Source organism: Hymenobacter sp. BT491 (genome assembly GCF_014349165.1).
GTDB lineage: Bacteria > Bacteroidota > Bacteroidia > Cytophagales > Hymenobacteraceae > Hymenobacter > Hymenobacter jejuensis.
The window spans coordinates 528,506-548,542 of record NZ_JACSJJ010000001.1; the positions used below are offsets into that span (position 1 = coordinate 528,506).

General features: G+C 56.6%; 16 protein-coding genes. 6 read left to right on the plus strand and 10 right to left on the minus strand.

Annotated elements, in window-relative coordinates:
- Nucleotides 1-82 precede the first annotated feature (82 nt).
- The 4 genes from recR to H9I52_RS02295 all read left to right on the plus strand — a co-directional run bounded on the left by recR (nucleotide 83) and on the right by H9I52_RS02295 (nucleotide 5,488).
- Nucleotides 83-691 (plus strand): recombination mediator RecR, encoded by a 609-nt coding sequence (gene recR, locus H9I52_RS02280; protein WP_139514233.1) that lies wholly within the window; start codon nucleotides 83-85, stop codon nucleotides 689-691.
- A 184-nt stretch (nucleotides 692-875) separates the two neighbouring features.
- On the plus strand, nucleotides 876-2,909 hold the full coding sequence (locus tag H9I52_RS02285) for a glycosyltransferase (RefSeq protein WP_187452474.1): 2,034 nt from the start codon (nucleotides 876-878) through the stop codon (nucleotides 2,907-2,909).
- Nucleotides 2,910-3,032: 123 nt separating this feature from the next.
- Nucleotides 3,033-4,253, plus strand: a complete 1,221-nt coding sequence (locus tag H9I52_RS02290) for a pyridoxal phosphate-dependent aminotransferase (RefSeq protein ID WP_187452475.1) — start codon at nucleotides 3,033-3,035, stop codon at nucleotides 4,251-4,253.
- Nucleotides 4,254-4,471: 218 nt separating this feature from the next.
- The gene (locus H9I52_RS02295; protein WP_139514230.1) at nucleotides 4,472-5,488 is read left to right on the plus strand and encodes a bifunctional heptose 7-phosphate kinase/heptose 1-phosphate adenyltransferase; all 1,017 of its coding nucleotides are present in this window, start codon (nucleotides 4,472-4,474) and stop codon (nucleotides 5,486-5,488) included.
- Between the two features lie 8 nt (nucleotides 5,489-5,496).
- Here H9I52_RS02295 and H9I52_RS02300 read toward each other — a convergent pair whose 3' ends face one another.
- From H9I52_RS02300 to H9I52_RS02310, 3 genes are all read right to left on the minus strand, one after another.
- On the minus strand, nucleotides 5,497-6,093 hold the full coding sequence (locus H9I52_RS02300; protein ID WP_187452476.1) for a pentapeptide repeat-containing protein: 597 nt from the start codon (nucleotides 6,091-6,093) through the stop codon (nucleotides 5,497-5,499).
- Between the two features lie 18 nt (nucleotides 6,094-6,111).
- Nucleotides 6,112-7,158, minus strand: coding sequence for a uroporphyrinogen decarboxylase (gene hemE / locus H9I52_RS02305; protein WP_187452477.1), 1,047 nt, complete (start codon nucleotides 7,156-7,158; stop codon nucleotides 6,112-6,114).
- 121 nt (nucleotides 7,159-7,279) lie between these two features.
- Nucleotides 7,280-7,906 (minus strand): MarC family protein, encoded by a 627-nt coding sequence (locus H9I52_RS02310; protein WP_139514227.1) that lies wholly within the window; start codon nucleotides 7,904-7,906, stop codon nucleotides 7,280-7,282.
- 282 nt (nucleotides 7,907-8,188) lie between these two features.
- Here H9I52_RS02310 and H9I52_RS02315 point away from each other — a divergent pair, with 282 nt between their 5' ends.
- A complete protein-coding gene (locus H9I52_RS02315) occupies nucleotides 8,189-9,325 on the plus strand; it encodes an endonuclease/exonuclease/phosphatase family protein (protein ID WP_187452478.1) in 1,137 nt (378 codons plus the stop codon).
- Nucleotides 9,326-9,362: 37 nt separating this feature from the next.
- Here the strand turns inward: H9I52_RS02315 and H9I52_RS02320 are convergent, their stop codons facing one another.
- The 7 genes from H9I52_RS02320 to fabG all read right to left on the minus strand — a co-directional run bounded on the left by H9I52_RS02320 (nucleotide 9,363) and on the right by fabG (nucleotide 18,687).
- Nucleotides 9,363-10,505 (minus strand): FAD-dependent monooxygenase, encoded by a 1,143-nt coding sequence (locus H9I52_RS02320; protein ID WP_187452479.1) that lies wholly within the window; start codon nucleotides 10,503-10,505, stop codon nucleotides 9,363-9,365.
- A gap of 146 nt (nucleotides 10,506-10,651) precedes the next feature.
- Nucleotides 10,652-12,589 carry a molecular chaperone DnaK gene (dnaK, locus tag H9I52_RS02325; RefSeq protein WP_187452480.1) on the minus strand — a complete coding sequence of 646 codons (1,938 nt, stop codon included), beginning with the start codon at nucleotides 12,587-12,589 and terminating at the stop codon, nucleotides 10,652-10,654.
- A 424-nt stretch (nucleotides 12,590-13,013) separates the two neighbouring features.
- Entirely contained in the window at nucleotides 13,014-13,757 is a 744-nt protein-coding gene (locus tag H9I52_RS02330) for a pseudouridine synthase (protein WP_187452481.1), read from the minus strand.
- 123 nt (nucleotides 13,758-13,880) lie between these two features.
- Nucleotides 13,881-14,363 (minus strand): hypothetical protein, encoded by a 483-nt coding sequence (locus H9I52_RS02335; RefSeq protein WP_187452482.1) that lies wholly within the window; start codon nucleotides 14,361-14,363, stop codon nucleotides 13,881-13,883.
- Nucleotides 14,364-14,426: 63 nt separating this feature from the next.
- Nucleotides 14,427-16,502: a VWA domain-containing protein gene (locus H9I52_RS02340; RefSeq protein WP_262385925.1), complete on the minus strand. Its 2,076-nt coding sequence runs from the start codon at nucleotides 16,500-16,502 to the stop codon at nucleotides 14,427-14,429.
- 147 nt (nucleotides 16,503-16,649) lie between these two features.
- Complete coding sequence (locus H9I52_RS02345; protein WP_187452483.1) at nucleotides 16,650-17,825, minus strand: MFS transporter; 1,176 nt, start codon at nucleotides 17,823-17,825, stop codon at nucleotides 16,650-16,652.
- 112 nt (nucleotides 17,826-17,937) lie between these two features.
- Nucleotides 17,938-18,687 carry a 3-oxoacyl-[acyl-carrier-protein] reductase gene (gene fabG, locus H9I52_RS02350; RefSeq protein WP_139514220.1) on the minus strand — a complete coding sequence of 250 codons (750 nt, stop codon included), beginning with the start codon at nucleotides 18,685-18,687 and terminating at the stop codon, nucleotides 17,938-17,940.
- 102 nt (nucleotides 18,688-18,789) lie between these two features.
- Here fabG and H9I52_RS02355 point away from each other — a divergent pair, with 102 nt between their 5' ends.
- Complete coding sequence (locus tag H9I52_RS02355) at nucleotides 18,790-20,034, plus strand: NAD(P)/FAD-dependent oxidoreductase (RefSeq protein ID WP_187452484.1); 1,245 nt, start codon at nucleotides 18,790-18,792, stop codon at nucleotides 20,032-20,034.
- Nucleotides 20,035-20,037: the final 3 nt, after the last annotated feature.

Below are 20,037 nucleotides of genomic sequence, written 5' to 3' on the forward strand. Positions count from 1 at the left end.
TCTGGTAGAAAAGCGAACCGCTATTGTTTCATATACCAAGACCTGTTTTGTAAGCAATTGATAATCAATTACTTGTATTTAGATGGAATTTCCTTCCAAACTGATAGAGAACGCCGTAGGGGAGCTGGCTAAGCTGCCGGGCATTGGGCGCAAAACCGCGCTGCGGTTGGCGTTGCACCTGCTCAAAGCCGAAACCGAAACCACGAGTTCGCTGGCCGAAGCACTGGCCAAAATGCGCTTCGAAATCACGTATTGCGACACTTGCCACAACATCTCCGACACGGAGGAATGCAGCATTTGCGCCAACAAGCTCCGCGATCATGGCACGGTGTGCGTGGTTTCGGACATCCGCGACGTGATTGCCATTGAGAACACGGGCCAGTACCAGGGCGTGTACCACGTGCTGGGCGGCGTGATTTCGCCCATCGAGGGCGTCGGCCCCTCCGATCTGCACATCGATACGCTGATGCAGCGCATTCCGGAGTCGGAGATAAAGGAGATTATCCTGGCCATCAGCCCTACGATGGAAGGCGACACGACGGCGTTTTATTTGTCGCGCAAGCTCAAGGAGTTTCCGGAAGTGCACATCAGCAGCATTGCCCGCGGCATTCCGGTGGGCGGCGAGCTGGAGTACACCGATGAGGTCACGTTGGGCCGCAGCATCGTGGAGCGCCAGCGGCAAGTGCGCTAACGAAGCGTACAGAAGCGGAAGGGGCGGAGTCTGCTGCCGCCTGTCGAGTTTGATTTGCAGCGCTAGAGTTACTATCTAGTGTAAGTCTTTCAACGGCAGGCGGGGCAGGCGCCGCCCTTTGTGCATTTGGTGCGGCAACTCTGCTTACCTTTCGCAGCACCCGAATCTTTGCTTTCTGCGCCCCGTGAAGCTATCCGTCGTCATAGTCAACTATAACGTCTGCTATTTCCTGGAGCAGACGCTGCTGTCGGTGCGGCGGGCGGTGGAGAAGCTGGGCGCGCCCGCCGAGGTGTTTGTCGTCGACAACAACTCCGTGGATGGCTCCGTAGCAATGGTACGCACCCGATTCCCGGAAGTGATTCTGCTTGAAAATCAAGACAATCCGGGTTTCTCCAAAGCTAATAACCAAGCCATTCGGCAGGCGCGGGGCCAATATATTCTGCTGCTCAACCCCGATACGGTAGTCGAGGAAGATACCTTCCGGGCCTGCTGCGATTTTCTGGACCAACATCCCAACGGGGGCGGCTTGGGGGTAAAAATGCTGGACGGGCAGGGCGAGTTTCTGCCCGAAAGCAAGCGCGGGCTGCCTACGCCTTGGGTGGCTTTTTACAAGGTGTTTGGGCTCGCCAAGCTTTTCCCGAAATCTCGTTTATTTGGCCGCTACCATCTGGGGTATCTTCCTAAGGATCAGATACATGAGGTCGATGTTCTGAGCGGGGCGTTTATGCTGCTGCGCCGCGAAGCGCTGGACCAAGTTGGGCTGCTCGACGAAGACTACTTCATGTACGGCGAGGACATCGACCTCTCGTACCGGCTCACCCGCGGCGGCTGGAAAAACTACTACTTTCCCGGTACGCGCATCATTCACTACAAAGGCGAAAGCACGAAGCGCACGAGCGTCAATTATGTGTTCGTGTTTTATCAGGCGATGGTCATCTTTGCCCGCAAGCACTTCGCGCCGGGGCGAGCGGGCATCTTTTCAGTGCTCATCAACTTGGCCATCTGGCTGCGGGCCGGCATGGCCGTGGCTCGGCGGCTGCTGGTGCAGGCCGCTCCCGTGCTGCTCGATGCCGGCCTGATTTACGCCGGCATGTACTTGCTGAAGACGTACTGGGAAAACAACCACAAATACGTCCGGGTACCGTATCCGCCGCAATTTATGCTCGTGGCGGTGCCGGCTTACATTGCTGTGTGGCTCGGGTCGGCTTACCTGGCGGGTGCTTACGACCGGCCCACGAAAACCTCGCGCATCGTGCGCGGCATATTCGTCGGTACCATCCTGATTTCAGCCTTTTCCAACTTTCTAGATGCGTACCGTTTTTCCAAAGCGCTCATTATTCTGGGCGGTGTCTGGAGTGTGGCGGCTTTGGCAGGAAGACGGGCCCTGGAGCATTTTGTGCGCTATCGCAATTTTCGCCTGAGCGAGCGTCGGCACAAAAACGTCGCCATCGTCGGGTCGTGGGAGGAAAGCGTTCGGGTGCGCCACCTGTTGGAAGCCTCGGGTGTGCAGGCGCGCGTAATTGGCTACGTAAGCCCGGTGCCGGTACCCGATGCCGTCATGGCCACGGCCACGGACTTCGAGCCTGCCGAAGCACCCGCTTCGCCCGTCGGCGATTTGCTGGGCGAGGTGCGCCAGCTCGACGACATCATCCAGGTCTATGAGCTCAATGAACTGATATTTTGTGGTAAAGACCTGTCAGCCAGTCAGATAATAGCTCTGATGGTGAGCTTGCACGAACACCAGACGGTAGCTTACAAAATCTTGCCGCAGGACAGCGAATATATCATTGGCAGCTCCAGCAAAGACGCGCCCGGCGATTATTACGCCCTCGACATTGCTCTGAACCTGTTTCAACCCCAACAAGTCCGCAACAAGCGCCTGCTCGACGTGTTCTTCAGCCTTGGGCTGCTGCTTGGGGCACCTGTTCTGATCTGGGCTGAGCAAAGCAAAATGGGGTTTTTGCGCAATTGCCTGCGTGTATTAGCGGGAGGCTACACTTGGGTAGGGCTGCGCTACGCGGCCGGGCCGCGTCGTACGGCGCGTGCGGTGCTATCGCCCGCCGATGCGGCCGACGCGGCCGTGACGCTAACGCCCGCCGCCCGCCGGCGCCTGGAACTGCTCTACGCCAAAGACTACGAGCCGTCGGCCGATTTGCGGATCATGTTCCGCCACTTTCGGTGGTTGGGCACCGAAAGGAAATCATCAACCAAAAAATAGAGAAATTGCCTGTCGAGTTGGTTGTATCCCTTACATTAACCGTGGAAGGGAGACGCCGGTAGCTTTCTAGGGGCTACTTACATTCTCCGTACTTTTGCCGCATTCCATTCAGTTTCGTTTCCTATGGCCAGTTCCGCTGCACTTGCTGCCTCCGTTTTATCCGATCGCATCAGCGCGTTACAAGAATCGCAGACCATTGCCATGGCCAAAAAGGCCCGCGAATTGATCGCCCAAGGCATTGACGTCATCAATCTGAGCTTCGGCGAACCCGATTTTCAAACGCCTGAATACATCAAGGACGCCGCCAAGCAGGCCCTCGACGAAGGCTACACCAAGTATACGCCAGTGCCCGGCTACGTGGATCTGCGCCAAGCTATTGCCGACAAGCTGAAGCGCGAAAACCATTTAGACTACGAGTGCGAAAACATCGTGGTCAGCACCGGCGCCAAGCAAGCTCTGGCCAATACCGTGCTGAGTCTGGTGAACCCCGGCGAAGAGGTCATCGTGTTTGCGCCTTACTGGGTAAGCTACGAAGAGATGGTGCGGCTGGCCGAGGGCGTTTCGGTTACGCTGATGGGCGCGCTCGAAAACGACTTCAAAGTGACGGCTGCGCAGCTCGAAGCCGCCATCACGCCACGCACCAAGCTCATCATGTACTCCTCGCCCTGCAACCCTACGGGCTCGGTGTTTTCGCGCGAGGAACTGGCCGAGATTGCGGCTGTGGTAGCACGCCACCCGCAGGTGCACATCATTGCCGACGAGATCTACGAGTACATCAACTTTGTGGGCGAGCACGTCAGCATCGCACAATTCGATGAGATTAAAGATCGCGTTATCACCGTCAACGGGTTCTCCAAAGGCTACGCCATGACGGGCTGGCGCGTGGGCTACCTGGCGGCGCACAAGCAAATTGCGTCGGCTTGCGAGAAAATGCAGAGCCAAATTACTTCTGGCACCTGCTCCATTGCGCAACGCGCCGCGCTGGCTGCCTTGAAGGGTGGTCGTTCTTCGGCCGATGAAATGGTAGAAGCCTACCGCCGCCGCCGCGATTTGGTGCTGGAGCTAGTGGCTGATATTGAAGGACTTATCACGCCCAAACCCAGCGGCGCCTTCTACATTTTCCCTGATGTAAGCGGCTTTTTTGGCAAAACGGCCCCCGACGGTTCCGTTATCGAAAATGCCACGGACTTGGCGATGTTCCTCCTCAACGATGCCCACGTAGCAGCCGTATCGGGGGAAGCTTTTGGTGCTCCTAGCTGCGTGCGCTTCAGCACAGCTGCCGCCGATGAAAAGCTGCGGGAAGCATTTCTGCGAATCAAAGACAGTCTTAAGCGGTTGGTTTAACTATTTGTGTATCAATAGTTTGCAAAAGAACGCGCTGCGGTGCGTTCTTTTGGTTTTAGAGCAATTCTGACACTGCGGCTTTGGTTTTCGGAGCAAGATTGCCTGCCAAAATCGAATGGGAAGCATCCCTGAAGCCATATCAAGGGGCTAAGTTGAACTTGGCGTCTTGCATGCGAAAAATGCATTCTACCTTTGCGCCTTCATTTCAAATCACTGCAATGCCCACTGCTCCGTCGCCCACTGCGCTTCCCGATTTGTTTGACGCCTTCAACCGGCTTACGGTCCTGATTGTGGGCGATGTGATGATGGACGCGTACGTGTGGGGCAAGGCCGGGCGTCTTTCGCCGGAGGCGCCGGTGCCAGTTGTAAACGTCAGCCGTACCGAGCAGCGCTTGGGCGGGGCCGCCAACGTTGCCCTGAACGTGCAGGCGATGGGCGCCACGCCGTTGCTCTGCGCCGTAGTAGGCGACGACGCTGGCGGCGATCAACTGCTTGGTTTACTGCAAGATAAAGAACTATCGGCCGAAGGTATTGTGCGTAGTTCGCACCGCCCGACTACCGTAAAGCAACGCATTCTGGCGGCCGGACAACACCTGTTGCGCATCGATTCGGAAGTAGAGCACGATCTGAACGCCGAAGAAAGCCAACTGCTGGTAGCCCGTTACGAAGCCTTGTTGCCCCGCGCCGACGTGGTTATCTTCGAAGATTACGACAAAGGCGTGTTGAATCAGGCTAGTATCCAGCACTTTGTCACGCTGGCCCGCAAGCACGGCGTGCCCACAGTAGTCGACCCGAAAAAGAAGAATTTCCTGGCCTATACGCAGTGCACGCTCTTTAAGCCCAATCTGAAGGAACTGCGCGAAGGCCTGAAGCTGGATTTCGACGATACCACCGCCGACCGACCCATGTTTGAAGCCGCCGTAGATCGCTTGCGCGAATTGCTGCAGCCCGAAATAATATTGGTAACACTCTCAGAGAGAGGAGTTTTTAGTGAGTCAGCCGCGACAGGCCGTACCTACATTCCGGCGCACGTACGCATGATATCCGACGTATCCGGGGCCGGCGATACGGTGATCAGCATTGCGGCCTTGTGCGTGGCTTTGGGCGTAGCGCCGCCGGTGTTAGCGGCTTTGGCCAACCTAGGCGGCGGCTTGGTGTGCGAGCAGGTAGGCGTAGTGCCCATCGAGAAGCAGCGGCTGCTCGATGAAGCTATGCAGGTAAAGCTATTGGGCTAACAATCAAATTATTGCCCAATTATTACTCCGTATTTGTTAACCAGCCCAGGCAGGCCTTCGAGTACGAAGCGGGCCTTTTTGAGCGGGTTGATGTCGGGGTCGATGATGAACCCGGTAGCGGTGCGAAAATCGGCGCCGGAAAGCTGCGTTTGGTGAAATACCGCTCCGTTGAGGGTGCATTCTTGGAAATCAGCGTTGGCTAGGTCGGCGCCAGTGAAGTCGGCGTCTGTTAGGTTGCAGTGCCCGAAGTGCGTACCCGGCATCCGCTTGCCATAAAAGGAAGCATAGGAGAGCTGGCAGCGGTCGAAATGCACTTCAAACAGCATGTCGCGGCAGGCCGTAAACTGCAATCCCGAGAGCTTACAGTCTTGAAAAGCAACGTTTTGCAGCCCCGTGCCCGCCAGCGAAGCCAACGACAGGTTGCAGCGCTCAAACAGACAGTCGACAAACCGCTTATTGCCCAAAGTGGCGCTGGCAAAGTCACCGCCGATAAAATGGCATTGCTCAAATTCAGCATGCGGACGCAAGTGTTCGCTGGTCCAGCGCTCAAATACGTTTTCGGCCGGAAATTTATCCGGCTTGCAGGAAACAGAACGACGTTTCATACAGAGCAACAATCCGGGCTAAAGGCTGCCTTCGCGCGCTAACACGCTGAATTCCTTCACCGTATTGACGAACACCTTCACGTTGTCCGGATTGGTATCGGGGTACACGCCGTGGCCCAGGTTGGCAATGTGGCGGTGCGGACCAAATTGCTTAAGCATCTGAATAGTAGCGTGTTGTACTTGCTCGGCCGTGCCGTATAGGGCACAAGGGTCGAGGTTGCCTTGCAGGGTTTTGTCGTTGCCGATGGCGGCGCGTACTGCCCGCGGGTCTTCGTTCCAGTCCAAACCAATGGTGCGGCAATTCAGGCGGGCAAATTCCGGAATGGCGAAGTAAGCGCCCTTGGCAAATACCGTAACTGGCACTTCCGGAATCGCGTCGCAGATTTCGGCGATGTAGCGCGTCGAGAATTCGTGGTAATGAGCCGGAGGTAATATACCAGCCCACGAGTCAAAAACCTGCACCAGATTGGCACCGGCAGCTACCTGCGCCTTCAGGTACGCGATGGTGGTTGCCGTGATTTTGCGCAACAACTCGTGCGCCAGTTCTGGCTCGGCATACAGCAAACGACGGGCTTTGGAGAAGGTTTTGGATCCGTGTCCTTCCACCATATACGCCAGAATCGTCCAGGGGGCGCCGGCAAAACCAATCAGCGGCACACGGCCATTGAGGGCCCGCTTGGTCACGCGAATGGCTTCCAGCACGTAACCCAAGTGCTCCTCGGGGTCGGCGATGCGCAGGTTTTGCACGTCCTTTGCCGATTTGATGGTGGTCGGGAAGAGTGGCCCGCGGGCCTCCAGCATCTCGTAAGGCAAGCCCATGGCTTCGGGCACCACCAGAATGTCGGAAAAGATAATGGCCGCGTCAACGTCCAGCGCATCCACCGGCTGAATGGTGACTTCCGCTGCCAGTTCTGGTGTTTCGACAAGCTCCTTAAAACCGCTCAGACGTGCCCGCAAAGCACGGTATTCGGGCAAAATGCGGCCGGCCTGGCGCATGAGCCAGACGGGAGTACGTTCGGTTTCTTCGCCACGAGCGGCGCGGAGCAAAAGGTCGTTTTTGAGCATAACAGAAGCAGATGGAACTGCAAGTTACAGTGCCCAAATGAATAGCGGTATTTATTTAACGTAACTATTTGATTAATAGATAATTACGTATTATTATGACTGAGAAAGCATCTCGCAAACTCTAGCTGCTCAAGCCCGGAAACAGTGCCTTGATCGCCGTAGCTAAAAAATTGACACCAATAGCCAGCGTAATAAAACCCATGATGCGTGCCAGCGCCGACATGCCCGGCCGGCCCAAAAACCGCGTCAGGCGCAAGGACGACATCAGGATGATGTAGCTGGCCAAGGCCACCAACACGAACCCCAGAAAGATCAGCGCCATATCGAAGAAAGAAAGGCGGCCAGTAAACAAGCTGATGCACACGGCCATCGAGCCCGGCCCCGACAGCATGGGCATGGCCAGGGGCGTGAAGGAAATATCGTCTTTGTGCTTGCTCTCCTCCAGCGCGGCGGGCGAAACGCGGTCGCGGTTGCCGCCGGGCGTGAGCAGGTCGAAGGCCGAGCGCATGAGCAGGATGCCCCCAGCAATGCGCAGGTGATGAATATTGATGCCGAAAAAGTTGAGGACATACTGGCCCGCAAAAAACGAAACGCTCAGTACCCCAATCATATACAGACAAGCCCGTAGCCCGATTTGCTTGCGCTGGCTGGGCGTTTCCTGCTCCGTCAGGGTCAGAAATACGGGCATGGCCCCAAACGGATTGACCACTGAAAAGAGCGTAGTAAACGTAGCGAGCAGAATTTCCATAGGCGAAGGCAGGTCGGCGGGGTAAAGGTACGAGGGAACCGCAATCGGCAAATCCCACAAATTAGTATGTTTACTCGCTACAACCGCCTGCGGGCTGACGCGTAGAAGCCCTAAAATGGTAAAGTAACTGACTTTGCATTTTTCGGATTCTGGGCAAACTCGGCCGGCTTCTTGTACCCATCTGTACCCATCCCAATAGCAGCTCATTGTCTTTTGTAAGATGTTGTGTTGCTGTAGTTTACACTTCTACCCACCCATTGCCTATCGGCATTACTTTACTGCATGGACGTTTCGCTGGGGCTGTCAATAGTCCGGGGTTTGATCCTCTTGATTGGCATTGCGGCCATCGTAGCTACGCTCTTGCCCTTGCTACGGGAAGAGGCATGGTGGATTCGCATTTTTGATTTTCCGCGCTTGCAAATCACGGCCGTGGCGGCCATCAGCGCGGTTGGGGCTTTACTTCTGGGTGTACACCACTGGGCGGCCGGAATAGGACTTATCGCGGCTTTGTTCGTGTGCGCGCTGTATCAGTTTTACCGCATCGCGCCGTACACGCCGTTGCGCCCTCGCCAAGTAGAAAACAGTAGCCCGGCGGGTTTGGCCAACAAACAGCGCCAGCTCAGCATGATGGTGACCAACGTGCTGATGACCAACCGCGATTCGGAAGCGTGCCTGCGTGTGATTCGCGACTGCGATCCCGACATCATCTTGGCCGTCGAAACCGACCAATGGTGGTTGGAAAAGCTGAGTGTGCTGGAAGCCACGCATCCGCACACCGCCTATGCGCCGCTGCCCAATACCTACGGCCTGTTGCTGTTTTCGCGCCTGGAGTTGATTAATCCGCAGATTAAATTTCTCCTCGACGACGACATTCCTTCATTTCATGGGCACGTCAAAATGCCCTCGGGCGAACTGGTGCGGTTGTATTGCCTGCACCCCAAGCCGCCGGCACCCCAAGAATCCAAAACCAGCACCCGCCGCGATGCGGAATTACTGCTCGTGGGCAGCGAGATTGAGAATTCCGAAGAACCCACCATCGTGGCCGGCGACATGAACGACGTGGCGTGGTCGCATACTTCCGAGCTGTTTCGGCGCCTGAGCGGCTTGCTCGATCCGCGCATTGGGCGCGGCTTACTCCCGACGTTTCACGCCGAATATTCGCTGATGCGCTGGCCTTTGGACCATATTTTTCACTCGCCCGATTTCAAAGTAGCTGACATTCGTCGCTTGCCTTACACCGGCTCCGATCACTTCCCCATCTGCATTCGCCTTAGCTACGAGCCCCACGCCAAAGCCCAACAAGAAGTGCAAGCCGAAAAGCCTGATGCTGAGGATTATAGAGAGGTTGAAGAGAAAATCGAAAAGGGCTTTCAGGAAGAAGCTGACGAAGAAATGCAGGAAGCTATGAACCCGAAGTAGAAAACGAGTTCTTCTGCCTGATTTGCGTATTGCATTGCTAATCAGGTTGATACAAGAAATCCATCTGGCTGTTCTGCACGCTGGCGGGCACGCGCCGCATTACGGCATCGCGCAGAAAAGTGAGCACAGGGTTTTGCAGCTGCGCCACCCGCCCCATCTGCCACGATAGCTTGACTACGCGGGTCGTGCGAGGGCGACGCAGGCGCTCAAACTCGCGAAAAGCGTCTTCGGGCTTGGGCTGCCGGCTGAGGCACGCGGCCAAAACGGCGGCATCTTCCACGGCTTGTCCTGCACCTTGCCCTAAGTTGGGAGTAGTGGCATGCGCTGCGTCGCCGAGCAACAATACGCGCCCAAATGCAAAGTGGCGCAACGGCTTGATATCCAGAATGTCATTCCACAAAAGCTGGTCGTCGCGCGTCAGGGCCAGCATTTCGGGCACGGGCGCATGAAAACTGCCGAAATGCCGCTGCAAATCGGCCACGCGAAATCCCCGAAAACGCGGGTTATTGGCTTCCGGACTGTTGATGCAGGCAAACCAATAAGCTTGCCCATTGGCCATCGGGACGTATCCAAAACGCCCCGGCCGGCCCCAAAATTCCGAAGCGTATCCGGCCTTCAGGTGCAGTGAAGTGGCATTGACCACTGCCCGCCAGCATGTATAGCCTGCATAACGCGGCTGGCTCTGGGGCAGTAGCTGGCGCCGCACCCGCGAACGAATCCCGTCGGCACCGATCAGGGCGTCGGCAGTCGTTGCCGAGCCGTCGGCAAAATGGGCCGTTATGTCGTCGTGTGTCGCCTCAAAGCGCTCAAAGGGCTTGCCCACTTGCACGATTCCGGGCGGCAAAAGCCTAAGGAGCGCATGCTGGAGCGTAGCGCGGTGAATGCCAAGATTGTCGAAGCCCAGGCGCTCAGTAAATGGCGTTGTATCCGCAGCATTCAGCAGATCGCCTTGCTGGTTGTAGAGGTGCAAATGCGTCACCGGATGACCCAGCGGCCGCACGGCGTCGTGGGCTCCGAACTGTGCTAACGCCCGCATGGCATTTGCGCCCAGCACCACGCCTGCACCTACTTCGCGCAGCTCCGGAGCCGCTTCCACGACCTGTACTTCGTGTCCCTGCCCCAGCAGCGCCAGCGCCGTAGTCAAGCCCCCTATTCCAGCACCGATGATGAGAAATCGCATGGTAAACAGATTGTTAGTCAGTAAGCTAAGGGCGCAATACGTTGTTTTTTATGAAGATGAAACGCTTCACCTATTCTGTTGAATTGGCCTCAAAACACAAAAGCCCGAAGCATTGCTTCGGGCTTTTGTATATGTTTGGTTATCAATTACTTATTGCCAACTTCTTCGTAATCCACATCAGTTACGTTGTCGTGGGGCTGGCCTTGCTGACCGTTGCCGCCGTCGGCGGGGCCTTGGCCGTCGCCGCCGGGGTAGCCTTGCGGCTGACCTTCGCCTTGCGTAGCGTTGTACATCTCGGTCGAAGCAGTTTGCCAAGCGGCGTTGATAGCAGTCATGGCCGTATCAATCTGAGCCAAGTCTTTGCTTTCGTGCGCTTTACGCAAGTCAGCAAGGGCGTTTTCGATGGCGGTTTTGTTGCCAGCGCTCAGTTTGTCACCATACTCTTTGAGTTGCTTCTCGGTCTGGAAGATCATTGAGTCGGCTTGGTTCACCTTCTCAATGCGCTCTTTCTCAGCCTTATCCGATTCTTCGTTGGCTTTGGCTTCGTTGCGCATCCGCTCGATGTCGGCGTCAGACAAGCCCGACGAAGCTTCGATGCGGATTTTCTGCTCTTTGCCGGTGCCTTTGTCCTTAGCCGATACGTGCAGGATACCGTTGGCGTCGATGTCAAAGGTTACTTCGATTTGCGGAACGCCGCGCGGTGCTGGCGGAATATCGGCGAGGTGGAAGCGACCAATCGTGCGGTTTTGCGAAGCCAGCGGGCGCTCGCCTTGCAACACATGGATCTCAACCGAGGGCTGGTTGTCGGAAGCCGTCGAGAACGTCTCAGATTTCTTAGTTGGGATCGTGGTGTTCGACTCGATGAGTTTGGTCATCACGCCGCCCATTGTTTCGATACCCAGCGAGAGCGGAGTAACGTCGAGCAGGAGCACGTCTTTCACTTCACCCGTCAGCACACCGCCTTGGATGGCAGCACCCACGGCTACTACTTCGTCGGGGTTAACACCTTTCGAAGGCTTCTTGCCGAAGAATTTCTCTACTTCTTCCTGAATGCGCGGAATGCGCGTCGAACCACCCACGAGGATTACCTCGTCGATATCCGAAGTCGACAAGCCAGCGTCTTGGAGCGCCTTTTTGCAAGGGTCCATCGAACGACGCACCAGAGAATCAGCGAGTTGCTCAAACTTGGCGCGGCTCAGTTTTACCACCAAGTGCTTCGGGCCAGTAGCCGTGGCGGTGATGTAAGGCAGGTTGATTTCGGTTTCGGTTGAGCTGGAAAGCTCCACTTTGGCTTTTTCGGCGGCTTCTTTCAGGCGCTGCAGAGCCATGGGATCCTGACGCAGGTCCATGTTTTCGTCACGCTGAAATTGCTCGGCCAAGAAGTTGATGATAACCTGGTCGAAGTCGTCGCCACCGAGGTGGGTGTCGCCGTTGGTGCTTAGTACTTCAAACACGCCGTCGCCAAGCTCCAAGATGGAGATGTCGAAAGTACCACCACCTAGGTCGTACACAGCGATTTTCTGGTCTTTGTGCTTTTTATCCAATCCGTAAGCCAGTGCAGCGGCCGTCGGCTCGTTGATGATACGCTTTACGTCGAGGCCCGCGATAGCACCAGCTTCTTTGGTAGCTTGACGCTGAGCATCGTTGAAATATGCCGGAACTGTAATAACGGCTTCGGTTACGGGCTGGCCGAGGTAATCTTCAGCAGTCTGCTTCATTTTCTGAAGCACCATAGCCGAAATCTCCTGCGGAGTATACTGACGGTCACCGATTTGCACGCCGACCGTGTCGTTGGTGCCGCGGGTTACGTCGTAGGCTACGTGCTTGGTTTCCTCGGTTACTTCCGAGAAACGACGGCCCATAAAGCGCTTAATCGACGCGATGGTATTCGTGGGGTTGGTAATGGCCTGACGCTTAGCTGGGTCACCAACTTTGCGCTCGCCTTTGCCATTGTCGAGGAACGCCACAATCGAGGGGGTTGTGCGGCGACCTTCGCTGTTCGGAATCACCACCGGCTCGTTGCCTTCCATGACGGCCACGCACGAGTTAGTAGTGCCGAGGTCAATACCGATTATCTTTCCCATATTAAATGGATATCGTTAAAGAGTTAAGGTGTCTGGTTTTGGATGCGATTTGCTCGCGGTGGGGTAGGTACAAGCAACGTACCAAGGCCAAAAACTGCCTTTTCCCGTGACAGATTGTCACCAAAGCGCCACGCTATGCCCAGAATCCCGACGGAGTGACTTTCACGGGAAATTATTAGGAAGGGATAACGGAAGAATTGGCGGTAGTAAGGCTAGGCCTCACTAGATAGCTTGCAGAAGCCAATAGATGGACAGCAATTACTTTATAGCCAGATACCCGAATGCAGCACCATAACTTGACTTTATGCTCTAAACTAAATAGCTAAGTCAGGTTTCATCCTGACGAAGGAAGGAACTTGTCAGGATGACACGCGTGAGGAAGAGAAAACGAGCCTGCTGAGATGGCAATTACCGACTGGGCTTTTTATCCCCGCTTGCCATTGCGGGCTGCGCCGGGGTTGCGGGTAGGCTTGTTTGTGCGACCTGCGCCCGTAGGCTTTGGTTTGCTACCGACGGGTTTTTTAGGTGCTACTGCATTTGGGGCGGCCGTTTTGAGAGTTTTTGGGGCTACACGGCGCTCCGCCGGGTCTTTGGTCGCCGAAAAAGCAGCTTTTAGCTTCTTAATTTCTTCGGGTGTCAACTCCCGCCATTTTCCCGGCGCCAGGCCTTCGATGCCAAGGTGAGCGATGCGAGCCCGCACGAGGCGCAGCGTTGGGAAGCCCACGGCCGCGGTCATCTTGCGCACCTGCCGGTTCATGCCCTGCGAAATCGTGATTTCTAGCCAACTGGTCGGGATGTTGGCCCGGAAGCGAATGGGTTTGCTGCGCTCCCACAACTCGGTGGGCTCGGGGATGATTTTGGCTTCGGCGGGCGCGGTAAAGCTGCTTTTCATGTCGACGCCGCGCCGCAGCGTAGCCAGCGCTTCTTCGGTGGGTTCGCCTTCTACCTGCACCCAGTAGGTTTTGGGCACTTTGAAGCGCGGCTCCGAAAGACGGTTTTGCAGCGGTTTGTCGTCGGTGAGCAGCACGAGGCCTTCGCTGTCGTAATCAAGCCGGCCGACGGGGTACACGCCCGGCACCGGCACAAATTCTTTGAGGGTGGTACGCCCATTCTCGTCGGTGAATTGGGTGAGTACTTCGTAGGGCTTGTTGACGAGGATGTAACGCATGGGAAAAGAGAAAGAAATTCGTTGTATACTATGCTTAATCGACTGGTATTCTGAATTTTGCGCGCAACTTCTGCGCAAAGCTTAGAATGGAGGTGCTTTATTAACTAACTGATTGTCAATTAGTTATCGCTGAGTGCTTTTTGCCTGTTTCAAGCGGGCTTGCAGCACATGATTGGCAAGCAAGGGCCGAACCACGCCTTTCGGAGATACCACAAACTCCCCGCTGTCGCGCATAGTGAAGCCGGTGCCGTTTTGCTCTTTGTAAGTGTGGCTGACAAAAGTACCAATGCGTACCGAATCGGCGGGAGTGGGCGCCGGGACTGCGGCCGGCGCTGCTACTGCCTGAGCCGGGGCATTGGCAACTGGGATGTAGTCGGCGGGCCGATCGGCAAGCGCGTTGAGCTGCGCCAGGCTGGCCACGTAAGTCAGCGAATCTTTGCGGGTGTAGGGCCGACACGTAAAACGCCCCGCCTGATAGTAGCGCGTGTTGCTCATGCCGTTGCTGATGAACTCCGAAACGGCCGATTGGGCCCGCTTCTCAACCGAAGGTTTGCAGGCTGGCAGGAAAGAGGCCGCGGCGAGCAGGCCAAACAAATACAATTTCATACGGGAGGGAATGCTGACTTTGCGGCTCTGAAACAAGCTGCAAACAAAATGAATTTCAGCGAGTTAGATGCTGCCCGAGTATTTGCGGGTAGCCCATTCGGTGGCGAGCAAAGCCAAGATCAGGAAGAACAGCCACTTCAGGTTGATCACATCCTTGATGTCGTCCTGACTGTAGATAACGGGCTTATAATCAGCCTTTTCTATGTCCTGGCTAAGCTGTTGAAACTGAGATGGGTAGTAGAGGCGCGAGCCGCTGCGACGGGAAAGCTGGTGCAGCAGGTTGTGGTTGGCGCGGGCATCAAGCGCTTCGAGCTGCTGCTCCTGCACCAGCAGCTCGCCCCGGTCTTGTTGGGGCTGACCACCGAGGGTAGCGCGGGCGGCGTAGCGATAGAGGCCGCCCGGCAACGCCCCCAAATGCAGGGGTGCCGCATCGTCACTGGTGGTGAAAGTGAAGGTACGGTTGCGGTTTTTTTCGTCGGTGAGCGTAAGCGTAATCTGCTGACCGTAAATGCGTTCGAAAATAGCGTTATAGGTCTCGGCGCCGAAGGTCACGTCGTCGGAGGTGGTAAAGGCGTCTTGCGTGGGGTATACATCGAGGCGTTTTTTGTTGGTGTTCTGGGTGAGTAACTGCAACGTCCGGATGATGAGGCGGTCGTAGGCTTCGGGGCGGTCGTCGTGGTCGGCAGCTTCGGTAAGGCGCCATTGCCAACTGCCGTCGGTCAGGAGTGTCGCCTGCCGATGCTCCGATGAGCCGCCAAATACGAGCAGCGGCTTTTGGGTTTTCAATCGACCAACTTGCTGAAAAAGAGCTGCTTCGGCTCCGCCACCGAACCGGTACTCGGCAAAAGGCACCGGCGCTGGCGGATAGGTCGCGTAGCGCCGCAGAGATTCTTCCTCAAACGAAAACCGCGAGAAGGCTGGGTTCAACACGGGCGTTACCTCATCCGTTTGCTGGGCGCGCGGCGTGAGACTCAGGCCCGTACCCAAGGCGTTGTACGCACTCAAATCAGACTGCGGCCCCAGAATATAAAACGCCGGAATGCGCTTCGCACGAACCTGAGCCAGCACTTCGGCGCCTACGCCGCCCTGCGCCGGCAGTTGGTGCAGGATGGCTACGTCGTAATCCTGCGCCTTTAGCGGCGCGATGCCGGGCAGGTAGGTAGTCAGGTCGAAGTTGTCGTTTTGCAGAATGGCGGCCCGCAGCGCTTTCAAATCGGGGTGGGGCGCGGCGCCGGCCAACAGCACGCGCAACTTGCCTTTCACCACTTCGACGTAAACAAACTTAGAGTTGTTGAGCGTGGTAAACTCGCCCGCTTTCGGCGTGATCAGTACTTCGTACCGGCGCTTGCTGGGCGCGGGAGCGGTTACGAGGAACGTAGTTTTCTGACGTCGCCGGCCCGCGGGTAGGTTTACCTGCTTGGTTTGCAACACACGGCCGTTTTCACGCAGCTGCACAGTGGCCGTGCCGCCGCCAAAGCCGTCGTAACCAATTTCTGCCTCAATCGGGAAACGGTTGCCGCTGAAAGCCACGCGGTTGTAGTTAATCGTCGGCAGGCTCAGGTCTTTTTTGGGCAATGTATCGCCCACGGCCACGCTGTAAATTGGGAAGTTGTACTCCGAATACACCGGCGAACGGCCCTGATTGACAATGCCATCCGACACCAGCACCACGCCCGCCAGGTTGCGGCCGTCATACGCATCTTGAATGTTGCTGAGCATGCCGTCCAGGTCGGTAGCGGCCGTTTGAAAGCGGATGGAGTCGGGTCGCGAGGGGTGAGCTGAAGGGTCCAGGGTTTGAATCTCGACCTTGAAGCCGCGGCCGCGTAGCGTTTGGCTGAGCTGCTCCAAGCCGGTAGTCGTTTGCTGCAACGTCGGGACCGGCGTAAACAGCCCTACCGACTGCGAGTTATCGACGGCCAGCACCACAGTAGGGTTTTCGGTAGTGGTAGTCGTCGTTTTGACGAACGGCGACAGCAGCAGAAAGCACAGAAAGCTTACCACCAAAAAGCGCAGCAAAGCCAGTCCGTAGTTCAGCGGCTTGCTCCAAGGCGCTTTCGCCGAGTACAGAAGAGCTGCATAACCCACGCCGGCGGCCAGGCACAGCAGAATCAGCCAAGGAGAGGAGGCGAAGGATATCAAAGGCGATACAGGGATAGAGCACTAAGAACCCCGAAGCGAGCGGTTTGGTTGCTTGCTGCGGTTAGCTGCCAAAGCATGGCAGTAGCTTGGGCGAAGTTAGGAAGTTGCGGCAAAGGAGCAGCCGCTTCAGATACTGCCTCCGATATCTTATCCTGTCACAAGTTCCAGCTTGACCTTATTTCGTCGCCGGGCTACCAGTGCCACGCAGCATAAAATTCCGCCTGCAACCAGCGCTGCACCCACAAATTCAGGCGACGTGTAGCCCAGGCCGGCTGCAATGGGCAGGCCGCCTAAATAAGCACCCAGCGCATTGCCCGTATTAAAGCCTGATTGACTAAGCGACGATGCCAGCATTTCGGAGCCTTTCGCTGCCCGAATCATCAGCATCTGAATCGGCGCCGCCGTTGAAAATGCCAGGGCGCCCGTCAGCATTGTCATCAGTAGTGTCGGGATCTGGTAGTGCGCCGCGATCGGGATAATCAGCAGTGCTACTGCCATGGCCATCAGCAGCCACGAGGTTGCCCGCAGCGGCGACATGCGGTCGGTGAGCCAACCGCCGAGCAAGTTGCCCAGGGCCATGCCCACGCCGGCCAGCACCATCAGGAAGGTTACCGCAGTGTTGCTGAAGCCCGTAACGTCGGTAAACAGCGGCACGATGTAGCTGAACCACGCAAAAAAGCCGCCGTTGCCCAATATAGTGATGCCAATAATCATCCAGGGTTCCAGCTTGGTAAAGGCATGAAACTCATCTTGCAGTCGCGTTACTTTCGCCGGCAGATCGGGCAGCCACTGCCGCACGCTCCACACCGTGAACAATGCTACTAACACAATGATTATGAAGGGAATACGCCAGCTGAAATTGTGGCCCAAATACGTGCCAATCGGTACGCCGATGATGTTGGCGATGGTAAGGCCCGCAAACATGATCGAAACGGCTTGCGCTTCCTTGCCCGGCGTCGCCAAGCGGCCCGCTACCACTGCACCCACGCCGAAAAAAGCCCCGTGCGGCAAGCCGGAAATAAACCGCGTCAGCAGCATAATCTCGTAGCTAGGCGCCAGCACCGAAAGTCCGTTGCCGATGGCAAACAGGCCCATGAGCAACGCCAGAATCTGCTTGGGCGGCAGCTTGCCGGTAAGAGCCACCAGCAACGGCGCCCCGACCACCACACCCAGCGCGTAGGCCGAAATAAAGTGCCCCGCCGTCGGGATGCTGATGTGCATGGCTTGTGCGATGTCGGGCAGAATGCCCATCATGACGAATTCCGTCATGCCAATGGCCAGCCCGCCCAACGTGAGGGGCACCAGTACAAGTTTTGATTTCATGGAAAGCTTTGGTGGCGCTTTGGGCCGCGCCGTAAAAAGGGTCGGGCCGCTAAGCTCCGTAAACCGAAGCCTAACAACCCGACCTGCTTTGTTCTTGTTCAAAAAGGCTGGCTTATGTCAGCATGCCGCCGTCTACCTGCAACACTTGGCCGGTGATATACGCCGACTCATCCGACGCCAAGAAAGCCGTGGCTTTGGCGACGTCTTCGGGCGAGCCGCCACGCTTGAGCGGAATGGCTTTGCGCCACTCGTCTACTTGCTTGGGGTCAAGGGCATCGGTCATTTCGGTTTCGATGAAGCCCGGCGCGATGGCGTTGCAGCGAATGTTGCGCGAGCCCAGTTCCAGCGCCACCGACTTCGTGAAGCCGATGATACCGGCTTTCGAAGCTGCGTAGTTGGCTTGGCCCGCGTTGCCTTTGATGCCCACCACCGACGTCATGTTGATGATGCTGCCGGCTTTGGCGCGCATCATGGGTTTGGTGGCGGCTTTGGTCAGGTTGAAGACCGATTTGAGGTTCACGTTCAGCACCTGGTCCCACTGCTGCTCGCTCATGCGCATGAGCAGACCGTCCTGCGTGATGCCGGCATTGTTGACCAGAATATCCAGTTTGCCAAACTCAGCCACTACATCTTCTACCAACTTCTCGGCTTGGGCGTAGTCAGAAGCATCTGAGCGATAGCCTTTTACCTTGGTGCCGTGGGCGCCAAGATCTTGTTCGAGCTGCTGGCCTTTCTCTACGCTGGAGAGGTACGTAAACGCCACATTGGCGCCAAGCTGGGCAAAATACACGGCAATGGCGCGGCCGATTCCTTTGGAAGCGCCCGTGATGAGGGCGGTTTTTCCGTCGAGCATTTTTGTCATGGTGACGAAGGTAAGTAGCGTAAGCTTTAGCTTGCGCTTTCATCCGACGAAATGTGGCGCGAAGTCCTGCTCAGGACACGTCTGCGCTGCGCAAGCTTGTGTATGCGGGAAGTTGACATTTGCATTTTAGGCGCGGGCCCCGGCGGCGCAACGGCGGCGCTGCATCTGGCCAACGCGGGCCACCATACGTTGCTCCTCGACCGCGCCACCTTCCCGCGCGATAAAATCTGCGGAGATGCACTTAGTGGCAAGGTAATCAACGAGTTGCGGCGAATTAATGAGCAGTTGCCTGCTCGTTTGGCGTCGTCGCCTATTCAGGTAGCATCCTGGGGCATCAACTTTTACGCTCCCAACGGACAGCGGCTGGCCGTGCCCTTCAAGCCGCATTTCGACAAAGCCACCGATCGCGCCGCGGGTCATATCGCCAAACGCATTGATTTCGATAATTTTCTGATCGAAGAAGTGCGCCGGCGCCCCGAAATAGAACTGCTTGAAGGTGTGGGGATTACGCAGCACGAGCGCACGGCCGAAGGGCGTTGGCTGCTCCGCACCGCCGATGGGAATGTCGTGGCTTCAGCACGTTTGCTGCTGGTGGCCAACGGGGCACAGTCGGCGTTTGCGCGCCAGGTTGGCGGCCACAAACTAGAGCCCGACCATCACTGCGCCGGCCTGCGGGCTTACTACCGCAACGTTCAGGGTCTCAATGCCGACAACTTCATTGAGCTGCATTTCATCAAAGATTTTCTGCCCGGCTACCTCTGGGTTTTTCCGTTGCCCAATGGCGAAGCCAACGTGGGAGTAGGTATGTTGACCAAAGCCGTATCAGAAAAGAAAATCAACCTGCGCGAGCGGCTTCACGAAATCCTGGAAACGCATCCGGCTCTGCGCGAGCGCTTTGCAAGCGCCGAGCGCCTTGGGCCCGTACGCGGATTCGGCTTGCCCCTAGGCTCGAAACGGCGCGCGCTGTCCGGCGACGGTTACCTGCTGCTCGGCGATGCCGGCTCGCTCATCGACCCATTTACGGGCGAAGGCATCAGTCATGCCATGGTAAGCGGTCGGCACGCCGCGGATTGGGCCGCGCAAGCTATTGATTGCAATGATTTGACAATCAAATACTTACAAAAATACGATGCGGCTGTGTATCGGCGCTTGTGGCAGGAATTACGCCTGAGCCGCGCGATGCAGCGGCTGCTGGTTTATCCGTGGCTCTTCAACTTTGTGGCCAACCGCGCGGCCAACAACCCTACGTTAGCCGAAACCTTGTCTAACATGTTCATGGACTTGGACTTACGCGAACGTCTGCGGCAACCTAGCTTTTATCTCAAGCTGCTATTTGGCCGTAAATAGTAC